Source organism: Kitasatospora sp. NPDC057015, from assembly GCF_042673745.1.
Classification (GTDB): domain Bacteria; phylum Actinomycetota; class Actinomycetes; order Streptomycetales; family Streptomycetaceae; genus Kitasatospora.
This window is the reverse complement of sequence record NZ_JBHUSG010000067.1, coordinates 21,392-36,575: the sequence shown is the minus strand read 5'-3', so window position 1 is coordinate 36,575 and position 15,184 is coordinate 21,392. Positions and strand designations below refer to the sequence as shown.

The 15,184-nt window shown below is 76.1% G+C and carries 5 protein-coding genes; 2 read left to right on the top strand and 3 right to left on the bottom strand.

What is annotated here, in order from left to right; all coding sequences use genetic code 11:
* Positions 1–236: 236 nt before the first annotated feature.
* Positions 237–539 (bottom strand): WXG100 family type VII secretion target, encoded by a 303-nt coding sequence (locus ACFTWP_RS37895; protein ID WP_073926773.1) that lies wholly within the window; start codon positions 537–539, stop codon positions 237–239.
* 35 nt (positions 540–574) lie between these two features.
* Positions 575–1,390: a hypothetical protein gene (locus ACFTWP_RS37890; RefSeq protein ID WP_380269676.1), complete on the bottom strand. Its 816-nt coding sequence runs from the start codon at positions 1,388–1,390 to the stop codon at positions 575–577.
* A gap of 181 nt (positions 1,391–1,571) precedes the next feature.
* On the opposite strand from ACFTWP_RS37890, the gene ACFTWP_RS37885 reads away from it, so the two are divergent.
* Entirely contained in the window at positions 1,572–9,839 is an 8,268-nt protein-coding gene (locus ACFTWP_RS37885; protein ID WP_380269675.1) for a putative T7SS-secreted protein, read from the top strand.
* A complete protein-coding gene (locus ACFTWP_RS37880; protein WP_380269674.1) occupies positions 9,839–12,421 on the top strand; it encodes a right-handed parallel beta-helix repeat-containing protein in 2,583 nt (860 codons plus the stop codon). The genes ACFTWP_RS37885 and ACFTWP_RS37880 overlap by 1 nt, the downstream gene beginning before the upstream one ends.
* A gap of 35 nt (positions 12,422–12,456) precedes the next feature.
* Here the strand turns inward: ACFTWP_RS37880 and ACFTWP_RS37875 are convergent, their stop codons facing one another.
* Positions 12,457–15,054, bottom strand: coding sequence for a phosphatidylglycerol lysyltransferase domain-containing protein (locus ACFTWP_RS37875; protein WP_380269673.1), 2,598 nt, complete (start codon positions 15,052–15,054; stop codon positions 12,457–12,459).
* Between the last annotated feature and the right edge of the window lie 130 nt (positions 15,055–15,184).

Sequence of the window (15,184 nt, the reverse complement as noted above, 5' to 3'; positions counted from 1 at the left end):
GGCGGGGCCGGTGCGGCGCGGGGGGGGGCGGGGCCGCGGGGGGGGGGGCGGGGGGTGGGCGGGGGGGGGGGGGGGGGGGGCGGGCCCCCGGGCCCGCCGACCCGCCGACCCGCCCCGGGCCCGCCGACCCGCCGACCCGCCCCGGGCCCGCCGACCCGCCCCAGGCCCGCCGACCCGCCCCGGACACACCCGAGGGGGCCGGGGCACCCGCCCCGACCCCCTCCGGCAGGCCTGGGTCAGCTGCCCTCGCGCAGGCTGCTGGCCATGTCGGCGTCCATCTGGTGCATCTGGTCCTTGATCTGCCGGAACTGCTTGGCGAAGCCCTTGATGCCGTCCATCGCGGCCAGCAGGCTGGTGTTGAACTTGTCGTAGGCCTCCTGCATCGCCGGGCTGGACTGCTGGAAGACCATGCCGTCGCCGAGCAGGTTGTTCACGTCGTTCTTCAGGTCGTTGAGCATCGGCACGATGTTGTCGCTGGCCGAGTCGAGCCGGGCCGAGGTGGCCTCGATCTTGTCGAAGTCCAGGGAGATGTTGGGCATGGTCGTCCTCTCGTCAGGGGCGTTCCGACAGCACGTCAGAACATGCTGGGCGGGTAGTAGGTGTCATCGGTGTTGTCCTGCGGCTTGCCACCGCCGGTCTGCTGCCACTCCTGGCCCGGACCGCCGCGGTGGTACTCGGTCTTCACGCCGTCGTTGTCCGTCACCGTCATGTCGCCGGTGCCGTCCTCGTGCAGGTGGGTCTCGGCGTGGTTCTTGGTGCCGTCCGAGTACACGGTGTCGGTGGTGAAGGACCGGCCGTTGTCGGTGTAGCTGGTGGTGGAGGTGTAGGTCTGGCCGTCGTGGGTGACGGTCGTCTCCTCCTTGACCACGTTGTTGTGGTCGTCCAGCGTCAGGTGGGTGTGCACCGAGCCGTTGGCGGTGTTGATGGTCTGGTCGACCGGGGGCGCGCCGGGGTCGGTGACGCTGCAGAAGTCCGGGACCTTCCCGTCCGGGCCCGGCACGCACTGGTCGGCGTGGGCGTTGCGGTAGTCCCAGGCGTCCTTGCGGCCGCGCCAGGCGTCCAGTCCCATGTTGGCGCCCATGACGCCCAGGCCGTCGGAGATCTGCGCGTCCACGTCGAAGTAGCCGTCCGCCACCGCCCCGAAGACGTCGCCCAGTTGCTTGAGGTGGTCCACCGCCCGGTTCATCGGGTCCTTGGACAGCCGGTAGAGGCTGCGGAAGCCGTTGGTGACGTTCGGGTCGCCGAACACCGCCTGGGCGTCACCCAGGTTCCCCGAACCGAGCTGGGAGAAGATGCTGTTGGACAGCGTGGGCGAGATCCGGTCGGCGAGGTCGTGCAGGTCCTTGCGGGCCTCGTTGAGGATCCCGTAGTCCATCGCGAAGTCGGGCAAGACGTCCCTCCGGTCGGGTTGCCGTGGTGCTCCGGGCGGACCACGTGCGGACGGGTGCCGCGGTTCACGGTGAACCGGATCGGTGATCCACACGTGGTCGGGCCGGGAGTGCCTCCGCGTGCCGGGGGAGGCGCGCCGGGGGAGGCCCCGCCCGCCAGGCCGCGTACGGAGAGGACCCGAGATGGCCCAGCGTCCGACCGACTGGAACGCGATCGGCCTGACCGCCGACCCCACCCCGGGGGACCCGGAGCGGATGGACGAGGTGCAGCGCTCGCTGGCCGACCTCGGCCGGGTCGCCCGGGAGATCGACGACGCGCTCGACGCGGTGCTGAACAAGACCGGCGACGGCGCCTTCGTCGGGCAGACCGCGGACGCCCTCCGGGACAAGATCAGCGGACCGCTGCGAGGCTTCGTGCAGTCCGTCGCCGACGCCTTCGAGAACTCCGCCCGGGCGCTCACCACCTACGCGGGCGTGGTCCGCGACCAGCAGTGGCGCGCCGACAACGCGCTCTCCCAGGGGCGCGGCCTGGCCAAGGACGACACCCGGCTGACCGAACTCGCGAGCACCGCGCGGCAGGCCGGCACCGCGCAGGACGAGGCCGGGCGGACGGCCGGCAGCGCGCTCAGCAGCGCCGCCCGGGGCATCAAGCAGCCGGTCTCCGACTGCGACCTGTTCTGGGAGGCCTTCCAGTGGCTGGCGATCGCACTGATCCTGCCGGCCCTGATCTTCGGCGGGCCGATCGCCCTGATCGCGATCGGCGTCAACCTCGCGATCTTCGTCAAGACCGCGGTCGACTTCGCCCAGGGCAAGGCGAGCGCGCTGGACCTCTTCCTCTCCGGCCTCGGCATGATCGCGCCCACCACCAAGGGCCTGCCGCTGCTCAAACTCATCAGCGCCGGGGCGAAGTTCACCTGGAAGGGCATCAAGGGCGTCGGTCAGGCGGTGGCCAACTTCTTCCGCGGCATGTTCACCGGCGGCGGCATGCACGGCTTCGCCTTCCTGCCCGGCCTGCGCGACTTCGCCTCGCTGGCCGGCAGCTGGGTGAGGTCCGGCGGCCTCTGGGTGATGGGATCGATCACCAAACTGCCGGCCTGGGCCGGTATGACGATCCGTGGCAGCGGCCTGGCCGTCATCAACGGCATCAAGGCGATCCCCGGGCTGGTCCGCGGACTGCCCGCCGGACTCGGCCGGCTCGGCACCGCCTCCTGGAAGTTCGCCCGCGCCGAGCTCGGCGGCACCAAGTGGCTGCGGCTGGTGCTGCCGGTGGACGCGGCCGAGATCGGCCAGTACGGGCTGCGCGGCGCCCTGCGAATCGGCTTCGTGGAGCGCGGCGTGCTGGGCAAGTTCCGCTTCGGCGCGCCGATCCTGGGCACCGCCGGACGCACCGCGGCGGCCGTCCCGGTGCCGCCGCCGCTGCACCAGGTCGACGCCCTGGTGGACCTCCCGCGGGCGGACCTCGCGAAGATCCGGCTGGGCGACTGGTCCGGCCCGCGCGGTCTGGACCTGCCGCACCTGGAGCCCGGCGGCCTCGGCCTGGGGTTCTCCCGCCCGCCGACCTTCGGCGTGCACAGCGGCTTCACCGACCAGCTCTCCCTCGCCCCGCACGCGGTACGGCAGTTGGACGCGCTGCTGGACACCCCGGTGCGCGAGCTGCACGCCGTCCGGATGGGGGACTGGAGCAACTTCACCGTCACCCCGGGCGGCCTGCACCTGGACACCGGACTCGGTGTCAGCGCGCACGGCCCCGGCGCCACCGGGAACCTGGCCGCGCACGCGGGCAATCCCGGCACCCTGCACCTGCCGGGCACCCTCGGCAGCACCCAGCCGGTGACGCCGGCCGCGCACCTCACCGACACGCTCGGCTCCGGCGCGGGCACCGTCCACCTGCCGTCCCTGCAGACCCAGACGGTGAGCCTGCTGCACCAGCCGGGCCCGGCCGTGAACGGGCTCGGTACCGTCGGCACGGCCGGCGGCGGGGCGCTGCACACCGCCGCCCCGCACATCCCGGCCGTGCACACCGCCGACCTGCTCGCCCCGGCCGCCACGGTGCACCCGGCGACCACCCTGCAGTCGGTCGCGACCGTCCACCCGGGCGGCGCGTTCACCCCGGTCACCACCGCGCCCGCCACCACGGTGCACGGCCTCGGCCCGATCGGCGCACCGGGATCGCAGCTGCACGGCGCACTGGACCTGCTCGCCACCGGCTCCCCGCTCAACCGCGCCGACGCCCCGGTATTCAGCACCGGCGGGCACCTGGGGGAGCACAGCACCCAGGCACTGACGGCGCACCAGGTCAACGTCCACCTGGCGGAGTTCACCCCGCCGCGGGTGAGCGCCGCCCCGCCGGTCGGGCTGCCCCCGCTGCACGCCGCCCCCGCACCGGCCCCCGGGTCGGCCGTCCGGGTGGACGACGCGCTGGGCCTGCTGGACCACCACGGAGCTCCGTCGCACGCCCCGGCCCCCGCTCCGGTCCAGGCCCTCACCGGCGGCGGGCCGGCCCCGGTGCCGCACACCCCGGCCGTCGGCCCCGCCGTCACCGCCGCGCCGCCCGGCGCCGGGCACCCGTCCACCGGCGGCCCGCACGGCGCGGGCGCGCAGGGCGCCGGCCCGGAGCGGCTGACGGGCGCCCAGCTCGACCGGCTCTGGCGCGAGCAGAGCGACCGGGTGGTCGCCCTGTTCGGCGCGGCGGACGACCCCGGTCGGGGTGCCCGTCTCCAGGCCTGGCAGGAACTCACCCTGGCCCGGCACGAGTTCGGCAAGGCCGAGCGCCTGCTCGCCGATCTCAACGCCCGGCCGGGCTCCGGATCCCGGCCCAGCCCGGTGGTGATCCACGCCCAGGCCTCGGTGGACGCCGCCGCCACCCGCCTCGACGACAGCCTCGACCGGCTCGCCGGGCTCGGCGTCGACCCGGCGCGGATGGACGCCGACCTCGCCCGGCTCACCCACGACAGCCTGCGCGAGCGCCCCCGGCTGCTCGGCGGCTCGGACGGCAACGCGGCGATGCCCCAGTTGCACGCCCAGCCGCAGCTCCACCCGCAGCCCCAGGCCGCCCAGCCGCAGCCCGCTCCGCCCGCGCCGGTCCAGCTCGCCCTGACCGACCACGCGGCGGCCGGCCCGAACGGCTGGCGGATCGAGACCACCGCCACCCCCGGCGGCCCGGTGCACCGGATGGTGGACGCGCACGGCGTCCCCGACCCGCTGCTGCACCCGGTGCCCCGCGCCGGTGGCGGATTCGACGTCCACAACGCCCACCTGGGCAGCACCCAGACCTACGACGGCACCGGCCGGCTGGTGGCCGAGGACGTCCCGCTCGGCGGTCTGGACGGCGCCCCCAACGGGCAGCACGTGCACACCGACTTCGACGTCCAGGGCAACCCCACCCGTACGGCGCACGGCGCCGCCGGCCCGCTGCCGCTGAACGTCACCGACCGTCCCGGCGGCGGCTTCGACCTGCGCGACCCGGCCACCGGCGGCCATCACGGGTTCGACCACGCCGGCTCCCTGGTCGAGGAGGGCCGCCCGCTGCGCGACGCGGGCGGCACGCGGGTCGGCCCGGTGCTGGTGCTGTCGCACGACAACGGCATGATCACCTACGCCCTGGCGGGCGGCGCCGGGCACCACCTGGACGTGCTGCCCGGCGGCGCGGGTCTGCGGGTCACCCATCCGGTCACCGGCCGGTCCGTGCACGTCGACGCCCAGGGCCGGTTCCTGGACGAGGGGCTCGCGCTCGGCGACGGCGCGGGCCTGCGCGGTGCCCGCTTCGCGGTGCCGGACGGCGCGGGCGGGCACGTGCTGACCGACGCGACCGGGACGAGGCTGCCGCAGGCGGTGACCACACTGCCCGACGGCACGGTGCGGATCACCGACGCCGCCACCGGCGTCTCGGTCCGGTACGGCGCGGACGGGCTGCGGGTGGAGACCGGCCTGTCGCTCGCCGACGCCGTCGGCGTCCGCGGCGGCCACTTCCTGCTGGACGGTGCGCCGCACCGGATCACCGACGCCGCGGGCCGGCCGACCGGCCTGACCGCCGACCAGCTGGCGGGCGGCGGTTGGCGGGTCACCGATCCGCGGACCGGGACGTCCACCCGGTACACCCCGCAGGGCGGCTTCGCCGAGCAGGGGCTCGCGCTCGGCGACGGCGCGGGTCTGCGCGGCGCCCGCTTCGCGGTGCCGGACGGCGCGGGCGGGCACGTGCTGACCGATGCGGCGGGGACGAGGCTGCCGCAGGCGGTGACCACACTGCCCGACGGCACGGTGCGGATCACCGACGCCGCCACCGGCCGCTCGGTGCGCTACGGCGTCGACGGACTGCAGGTGCAGACCGGAATCTCGTTGGCCGACGGCGCCGGCGCGCGCGGTGCCCACTTCGTGACCGACGGCGGCGCGCACCCGGTGACCGACGCCGCGGGCCGGCCGACCGGCCTGACCGCCGACCAGCTGGCGGGCGGTGGCTGGCGGGTCACCGATCCGCGGACCGGGACGTCCACCCGGTACACCCCGCAGGGCGGCTTCGCCGAGCAGGGCGTCTCGCTGGCGGACGGCGGCGGCCTGCGCGGCGGGCGGTTCGTGGTGCCCGACGGCCACGGCGGCCACCAGCTCACCGACGCCGCCGGCGGTCCGCTGCCGGACCGCGTGCTCGCGCACCCCGGCGGCGGCTGGCGGGTCGAGCAGGCGCCCGCCGCCCCCGGTGGCGGCGCGCACTACCAGCGGTACGGCGCCGACGGCGCCCTCCAGTACCGCGGGCAGCAACTGCTCGACCCCAACGGCCTGGTGGCCGGCCACCTGGAGCACCCCGCGGCCGGCCCGGCGAACCCGCTGGGCTCGCGGTGGCTGGACAACGCCTTCCAGCACGACCCGCAGCGGATCGTCACTCCGGCCGGCACCGGATTCCGGGTGGGCGACGCCACCACCGGCTCCTACCGGGTCTTCGACGACGCCGGCCGGCTCACCGACGACGCCACCCGGCTGCACGGCGCGGGCGGCGCGCCGCTGGACCAGTGGGCGGTGGTGCACACCCCGCCGGGCGGCGCACCGACCCGCACGGTGCTCGACTCCACCGGCACCGCGCTGCCGAACCTCACCGCCACCGTCCGCCCGGGCGGCGGGCACCAGATCACCGACGCCGGGGCGGGCGCCGGCGGCGACTTCGTCCGGTACGGCGCCGACGGCACCCGGCTGGAGGCCGGCACCGCGCTGCGCGGGCCCGACGGCAACCCGAACCAGACCTTCGCGGTCGTCCCCGAGCCGAACCCGGCCGGCGTCCGGGCCCCGGGCCGGCTGGAGGACGCGGCCGGTACCGCGGTGCCGCACCGGATCGTCACCGTCCGCGCGGACGGCGGCCTCCAGGTCACCTTCGACCGCCCGGGCGGCCCCCGGGACGGCGAGTTCACCGCCCACGACCCGAACGGCGGCGCCGTCACCCACCAGGGCGTCAACGTGCTGGACGGCGGGCGCCGCACCGACCACCAGTACGTCATCGACCACACCCCGGCCGCCGGGGCCACCTGGAGCCGGCAGCCGCACCCGGCCGCCGCGCACCCCGCCCCGGCCGCCGGCACCGGTGCCTTCCACCACGGGCGGGTCCAGATCACCGGCAACGGCGCCCGGATCCGGCTGCTCGGCTCGACGTACACGCCGGTGGAGGTGTTCGAACGCCGGGTGCTGCCCGGCGGCGGGGTGCTGGACGCCTACCGCCGCACCGACACGATCTCCTTCGGGGACCTCAACCGCCGGACCGGCTGGGCCCACTGGGACGACACCGGCGCCCTGGCCGGGCACGGCACCCGCCGCTACGACACCTCCGGGTTCGGCTGGCGGGACGTCGACCACCGGGGCACCACCGTGCACGAGTACCGGGACGGCCTGCAGAAGACCGGCGGGGTGGCCGGCCACACCTTCGCCGTCCGGGGCGCCGGCGGCCGGTGGACCTGGCACCGCTTCGACGGCGCCGGCACCGAGCTGGCGCACGGCCCGCGCACCCCGCACCGGGACGGCGGCTGGACCGACCGACTGGCCGACAACACCCTCGTCCAGAAGCAGTACGGGATGGCGCACGGCCCTGACAAGGCGGGCCACTTCCAGGAGCACACCTGGCGGGCCGGCGTCCAGCACACCTGGGAGCGGCAGTCCCCGCACGGCAAGGAGGTCGGCAAGCGCGAGGTGCTGGCCACCGACCAGGGCGTCCTGATCACCTCCCGGTGGTCCGAGCAGCGGCCGCCGATCTGGGTGCGCGACCGGCTGGTGCACGCCGGCACCCCGCAGGGCGCCGCCGCCCACCTGGCGACCGACACCCGCTTCCAGACCTTCCACTGGAACAAGACCGGCGGGGTGAACGCCGGCGGGGCGAACGCCGTCGGCGGGGTGCGCTACGTCGCGATGGACGGCGCGCTGGTCGACCTCGGCGCCGACGGCCGGTTCGTCCGCTCGACCGTCAAGCTGCACAGCGGCAACACCCTCAAGGTCGGCGACCACGCCACCCCGCCCGGCCACCCGCCGACCAACCCGGCGCACGTCCCCTGGGAGGAGCCCGGCCGCAGCGGCTACCGGGCCGACCTGCCGCCCGCGCCCGGCGCCGGCGCGAACCGGCCGATCTGGCAGGACCGGTTCCAGGACCCGGCCGGCGGCTGGGTGGTGGCCCGGGAGGGCTTCGCGGACGGTTCGGTCCGCGAGTACCGGGTGCCGCCCCAGGTGAACCCGGCGACCGGCCAGGTCAACGGGCGCCTCGACAACGCCTGGGTGCAGCGCGACGCGCACGGCAACCTGACCGGCACCCACGACACCTGGAGCGACGCGCAGGGCAACCCGATGCGGATCACCGGCACCGGCCGCCCGGACTCCGCGCGCTGGACCTGGACGGCCACCGACCACCTCGGCACCGTCACCACCGGCAACCGGACGTTCTTCCGCGGCTCCGAGGACCCGCGGCTGCCCTGGGACGACTCCTTCCGCGACTTCGACGGCGCCGGCGCCCTCGTCCGCGAGCGGAACATGCTCGACGGCGGCCGGTACACCGACTCCTGGCGGGGCACCGCCCCCGGCGGCGGGCAGCGCTGGTTCACGCAGAAGTACGGGCCGGGCGGCGCCGTCGTCGACTACGGCGCCGGGCAGCAGGTCCGCCGCTGGTGGAACGGCGCCACCCGGGCCTGGGACGACCAGTGGCAGGTCGGCGCCCGGCACTTCCGCGACGAGTTCCGCCCGGCCGGCGGCGGCCCGGCGCTCACCGTCCGCGAGGTGCCCCCGCACCTGGCGCTCGGCGACGGCCCGCTGCGGGTGCGCGAGTACGTGCCGGGCGGCGGTGCGCCGCACCCGGCGGGCGCCTGGAAGGAGTTCGACCACGGCGCGGTCGTCCGCGAGCGCAGGCCGCTGGGCGACGGCACCTTCCTGGAGAAGGACGCCTGGCGCAGCCAGTGGCGCCGCTACGACGGCAACGGGCGGATCGTCGCCCAGCGCACCGACAGCGGCCTGGTCTGGGAGAGCACCCCGGGCGGCGGCCTGCGGGTCACCGGCAACGAGTACGACTTCCGCGGCCCGCTCACCGAGATCCGCGGCTTCGGCCGGCGGGTCCGCGAGGCCAACCGGCTGCCCTGGGGCGACTCGGTCTCGGTGCGCGTCCCGCGGATGCAGAACGCGCTGGACGGCGTGCCGGGCCTGCCCGCCGCGGCCGGCGGCCGGGTGCCGCTCGGCGAGGCGCTCTACCAGCCGTACTGGAAGGTGCTGGCGAAGAAGGTCGCGCTGGAGTTCGGCCAGGAGTTCATCCTGGAGTTCGGCGCCAACCTGGCCGTCAACGGGATCGTGGCGGCGGCCAACAACAAGCCGTTCACCGGCAAGGACGCCCTGAAGGCCTTCGCCAACGCGGCGGTCGGCGCGGGCGTCAAGAGCCTGGTCAGCACCGGCATGCACGAGATCCGAGGCTCCGTCACCGGCGGCCCGAAGTCGGTCTGGGGCAACGTGGACGGCGGCAAGCACGAGATGCGCCGGCCCAACAACCACGACAAGAACTGGGCCAACGAGTGGGCCGGCAACGAGACCCCGACCCGCTGGCGCGGCGGCACCTACGACTTCTTCTACAACGCGGCGCTCGGCGGCGTGGTCGGCTGGGTCAACGGCTCGATGAACGCCGCCGTCTGGGGCGTCACCGGGGCCGACGGCCAGACCCACGTGCTCAGCGGCATGGACGCCTTCCTGGACGGCGGCATCGCCGGCCTGGCCGGCCTCACCACCGCGAGCAGCGCGGCGCTGGCCAAGAACGCCGTGATCATGGGCGGCGGCAGCCGGTTCTTCCACCGGCAGGGCTTCGGCGAGTTCTGGCTCCAGCTGCCGTTCAAGATCTTCGAGAAGACCGTCACCTCGCTCTGGCTGACCAACGCCTACCGGGCGAGCATCAACCCCCCGTGGTACCGCAACCCGCTCCCGCCGGCCCCCGGCCCGCAGCAAGGACAGAAACCCTGATGGATCGCCGGACACCCCGCCAGCCCGCCGCCCAGGAGAGCCGGATCCACGCCGTGGGCCCGCGCGGGCGCGGCGCCCACCGCCTGATCGGCGACGCCCTGCGGGCCGCCGTCCCCGGCGACACCGTGGTGATCGCCCCCGGCCGGTACGAGGAGGCCGTGGTGCTGGAGCGCCGGGTGGTCCTGGTCGCCGACCAGGGCACCGGCACCGTGCTGCTGGTCGCCCCGGCCGGGGCCGGCCCGGCCCTCACCGTCCAGGGGCCGGACTGCCTGGTCCGCAGCCTGGACATCGAGGCCGCCGACCCCGGCGAGCCCGCCGTCAGCGTCGCCCCCGGCGCCGGCCTGGTGCTGGCCCACTGCACCGTCCGCGGCGGCCGGGTCGAGGTCCGCGGGCCCGACCGGGCCGAGACCGACGACGACCTGGCGGACGAGCACGCCGGGGGCGACCCCGACGAGGGCAGCTCGGCCGTGCTGCTGCGGCACTGCCGGCTGGAGGGGGCCAGACTCGCCGCCCTGCGGCTCTCCGGCGGCGCCCGGGTCCGCGCCGAGGACACCGTGATCACCACCGTCGACGGCACCGGCGCGGTGCTCTCCGGCCACGCCCGGCTCGACGCCGTCCGGCTGCGCCTGGAGTCCACCACCGGCTCCGGCATCCGGCTGCGCGGCCGGGCCCGACTCCGGCTCGGCGACTGCGTACTGCACCGGACCGGCCGGGCCGGCCTGCTGCTGGAGGACCGGTCGCGCTGCGCCGCCGACGGCACCCGGATCGAGGCGGCCGGCGCGGCGGGCGTGCAGGTCACCGGCTCGGCCGGGGCCGAGCTGGTCGACTGCCGGATCGGCTCCGCCGGCGCCAGCGCCCTGGTCGTCCAGGACGAGGGCCGGCTCACCGCCCGCGGCTGCACCGTCCGCGAGCCGGCCGCCAACGGACTGCTGGCCACCGGCGCCGCCCGCGCGGAGCTCACCGACTGCCGGCTCGACGACTGCGCCTTCAGCGCGCTGCACCTCTCCGGCGAGGCCGTCGGCCGCCTCGTCGACAGCCGGGTGCGCGGCGGCGCCGAACACGGCGTCCACCTCGCCGGCCGGGCCCGCGCGGAGCTCGTCGACTGCGCCGTCAGCGGCGTCACGATGGCCGGTGTCGCCGTCACCGAGCAGGCGTCCGCCACCGTCACCGGCTGCCGGATCTCCGAGGCCGACACCGGGGTCACCGTCTCCTCCCCGGCCGGCTCCCGGATCGAGCACTCGACGGTCACCGCGACCGTCCGCAGCGGCCTGGAGGTCGGCCCGGGGGCGAAGGCCGCCCTGACCGGCAACCGGGTGGTCGACGCGGGCGCCGCCGGGATCCTGCTGGACAGCGGCAGCGAGGCGGTCGTGGAGGGCGGCACCGTGCAGGGCGGCGCCGGCTCCGGCCTGGTGGTGTGGACGGGCGCGCGGCCGGTCGTGAGCGGCCTGCGGATCGAGGCTCCCGGCAAGAACGGCGTCTACTTCGCCCAGGACGCCGGCGGCCTGCTCACCTCCTGCGACGTGGTGCGGTCCGGCTTCCCCGCCCTGCACCTCTCCGCCGGGGCGGCCCCGCACCTGCGGCGCTGCCGGGTCCTGGACTGCGCGGAGGTGCTCGGCGGCGAGGAGGGCGCGGCGCCGGTGTTCGAGGAGTGCGACCTCGGGGCCGGCCCCGCCCTCGCGGCCCCCCTGCCGGCCGCCCCCGGCCTGCCCGCGGGCGCGCCCCCGCTGCCGGCCGTGCCCGCCGCCGAGGTGCCGGTCGAGCCCGCCGAGGAGCACCTCGACGACCTGCTCGACGAGCTCGCCACCCTGGTCGGGCTGGACCGGGTCAAGCACGACGTCCACTCCATGGTGAAGCTGATGCAGGCCGTCCGGCTGCGCGAGGAGGCCGGCCTGCCCGCCCCGCCGCTCAGCCGCCACCTGGTCTTCGCCGGCAACCCCGGCACCGGCAAGACCACCGTCGCCCGGCTCTACGGGCGGCTGCTGAAGGCGCTCGGCCTGCTGCGCCGCGGGCACCTGGTCGAGGTCGACCGCAGCGCCCTGGTCGGCGAGTACGTCGGCCACACCGGGCCGCGGACGGCCGCCGCCTTCACCCGGGCGCTCGGCGGGGTGCTCTTCATCGACGAGGCCTACTCGCTGGTGCCGGCGGTCGGCGGCGGCCACGACTTCGGCCTGGAGGCCGTCGCCACCCTGGTCAAGCTGATGGAGGACCACCGCGACGACGTGGTGGTGATCGCGGCCGGCTACCCGGCCGACATGGCCCGCTTCATCGGGTCCAACCCGGGCCTGTCCTCCCGCTTCACCCGCACCCTGCTCTTCGAGGACTACGCGGCGGCCGACCTGGTCGCGATCGTCGAGCACCAGGCGCAGGAGCACCGGTACGAGCTGACGGCGACGGCCCGCGAGCGGCTGCTCCACCACTTCGAGACGGTGCCGCGCGGCGCGGGCTTCGGCAACGGCCGCTCGGCCCGGCAGACCTTCCAGGAGATGACCGAGCGGCAGGCCGAGCGGATGGCGGACCTCGCCACGCCGACCCCCGAACAGCTCACCGCGCTGGAGGCCGAGGACCTCCCGCTGCCGGCCTGAGCGGTCCGGCCGGGGCGGGCACCGACCGGCACCGGTCAGTGCCCGCCGGAGGGCACCAGGAGCTTGCCGAAGTCCCGCAGTCCGGCCTGCGGCATGTAGGCCCGGGTCAGCGCGACGCCGATCCTGGGCAGGTCGGCCTCGTCCCGGTAGACCAGGTGCATGGGTTCGTGGACGGGCTTGAACTTCGCCTTGAACGAGTGCAGCGACCGGAACCCGTAGTACGGCTCCAGGGCCGCCCCGAGCTGGTCCAGGAAGCGCTCCAGGGTGCTGTCGGCGGTCGTCGCGCCGCGGGCCAGCGGCGCACCCGACAGCGACAGGAAGCTCGCGCCCTCCTCCCGGACGGCGAGGCAGGTGGAGGCGATCAGGAACTCCACCACCGGCCGGAACGCGCCCTGCTTGCGCCGCCGCATGACGTCGAGCGTCCAGCCCGCCGGCCGGCCGCCCTCGCCGTACACCGGCATCCACGAGGTGACGCCGTGCACCCGGCCCTCCGGGTCGATCGCCAGCCCCACCAGGACGTCCGGGTCCAGCGCCTCCTCCACCCCGCCGAGGGTGAAACCCATCTCGGGCAGACCCATGTCGCTGACCCACTCCTCGGAGATGGCCCGCACCTGCGCCACCACCCGGGGCGACTCGTCGGCCAGTGCGCCGAGCCGGTACTCCATGCCCTCCTTCTTCGCCCGGTTGAGCGCCGTCCGCACGTCCTGCCAGGACTTGCCCCGGAACTCCAGGCCCTCCAGCGGGATCACGGTGTCCTCGGCGACCTGCACGTGCTGCCAGCCCATCGCCCCGGCGGCCACCGCCGTGGCCTCGGACGCCGAGAACAGGCACGGGACCACCCCGGAGGCGTCGCACATCCCGGCGAACTCGGCCAGCGCCTCGGTCCGGTCCTCCGGGCGTCCGACCGGGTCGCCGAGCGCGACCGCCACCCTGGCGTGCGTGCGGTACGCCACGTAGGCCCGCCCGTCCGCCGCCGACAGGTACGAGTTGTCGCGCCAGGTGGTCATCCAGGACAGGTTGCTGCCGCCGTAGCGCTTCAGCAGCGCGGTGGCCTGCTCCCGGTCCAGGCCGGCCTTCGCGGCGGCCCGGCGCCGGTGCCGCCGCGACGGGGCGCGGAAGGCGTCCCTGGCGCCGATCAGCAGGGCCAGCTCCATGGTCCAGATCACCGCCGACGGCAGCAGCACCGGGAGGCCGGTCACCTCGACGTCGGCGTCCGTGGAGACCTGGAGGATCAGCACCACCGCGGCCAGCAGGCCCGCCAGCACGTTGAGGACGGCGAGGCCCACCGTCCACCGCCAGGCCAGCCGGCTGCCCCGCCGCAGCCCGTTCACCAGCACCGCGATCACGACCAGGTTCACCACCAGGCCGAGGTGGGAGTCGGACAGGCCGTGGGTGTCGCCCAGCGGTCCGTAGCCGGGCGCCAGCCAGACCACGATCTGGACCACCGCGACGACCACCAGGCCGGTCACCGCGCCCAGCCGCCACTCCCGCCGGCTGGGCGGCCCGGTGCCCGCCGCCCGCTCGCCCGCCAGCTGCCGCCCGACGGCCAGGCCCAGCAGCACCGCCAGGAAGTGCTCCACGTCGCTGAGCGTGCCGGAGTAGAGCAGCCAGATCACCGCGAAGGCGAGCAGCGCCGCCCGCAGCCGGCTGCGCCAGGGCGCGCGCAGGGCCGCCGAGGCCGCCGCACCGGCCGCCAGCGCACCGGCCGAGAACCCGGTGTCCAGGTCGTGCGAGAGCCCCACCGCCCAGTCCCAGCCGGTCTGGCGCAGGGCCAGCAGCGCGGCGGCGGCGCCCAGGGTGGCGGCGAGCTGGCCGGCGCAGCAGACCAGGGCCGCGCGGGCGGTGCCGAGGTGCCACTCCGTCCAGCCGACCAGCAGGACGAGGCCGACGACGATCAGCGCGTACTGCCAGGGGTCGGAGGCGAAGAACGCGCCGGTGACGAAGGTCCACAGGCGCCCCGAGGTCAGCGAGGGGGTGCCGTAGGCGACCTGCGGGTACCAGGAGTGGTCCTCGGCCGCGCTCCACAGGGTGCCGGTGGCGAGGGCGACGAGCAGGACCGCCGCGACGGCGCCGCAGGTGAACGGCGTCCGGGTCACCACCGCCAGGGCTCCCCGTCGGGTCCGGGCGAGCCGCGACGGGGTTCCCTCCGGCGGGCCCGCCTCGGCGGGGGCGGCCTTCTTCTCGGTGGCCTTCTTCTCGGTGGCCTGCTTCGGGGCGGCCTTCGGGTCGGGAGCCGGCTGCTCGGTGCCCTTTCGGGCGCTCTTCGCACTGCCGGGGCCCTGCTGGCCGGTGTCCTTCCGGGCGGGCTTCGCGCTGTCGGAGCCCTGCTGCCCGGTGCTCCTCCGGGCGGTCTTCGCGGCCTCCGGGGCCTGCGTTCCGCCGTCCGGCCGGCGTGGGCCGTCGGTCCGGGAGCCCGATGGACCGGAGTCCGAGCGGCCGGGGTCCGAGCGGCCGGAGCCCCCGGCTCCGGTGCCGGCGCCCTGTTCGGGCTGTCTGCCCGGGGCCCGTCCGCCCGGCCGGGCGGGGGCTTCCGGGGCCTGCTGCTGCACCTCCGGGGCCTGCGGCTGCGACGCCTGCTCCTGCGGCGCCTGCGTCGACCGAGTGCCGTCGGCGTTCTCCATCGTTGCTGTCACCCGCCTCCGGCGCGTGTCCTGCGGGCCGGCCGGACCGCCGGCCCGCAGGCCTGTCCCTGCACCCATCGTTGCCGCTCCGGGAGGGGCGCGCGATTTGGGACGGGCGGCGGGACGGACCCGGCGGGCCCCG

Bases quoted from the DNA above. Each gene is read 5' to 3' on its own strand.
- ACFTWP_RS37895 (WP_073926773.1), bottom strand. From the start codon at position 539: ATGCCCAACATCTCCCTGGACTTCGACAAGATCGAGGCCACCTCGGCC.
- ACFTWP_RS37885 (WP_380269675.1), top strand. From the start codon at position 1,572: ATGGCCCAGCGTCCGACCGACTGGAACGCGATCGGCCTGACCGCCGAC.
- ACFTWP_RS37880 (WP_380269674.1), top strand. From the start codon at position 9,839: ATGGATCGCCGGACACCCCGCCAGCCCGCCGCCCAGGAGAGCCGGATC.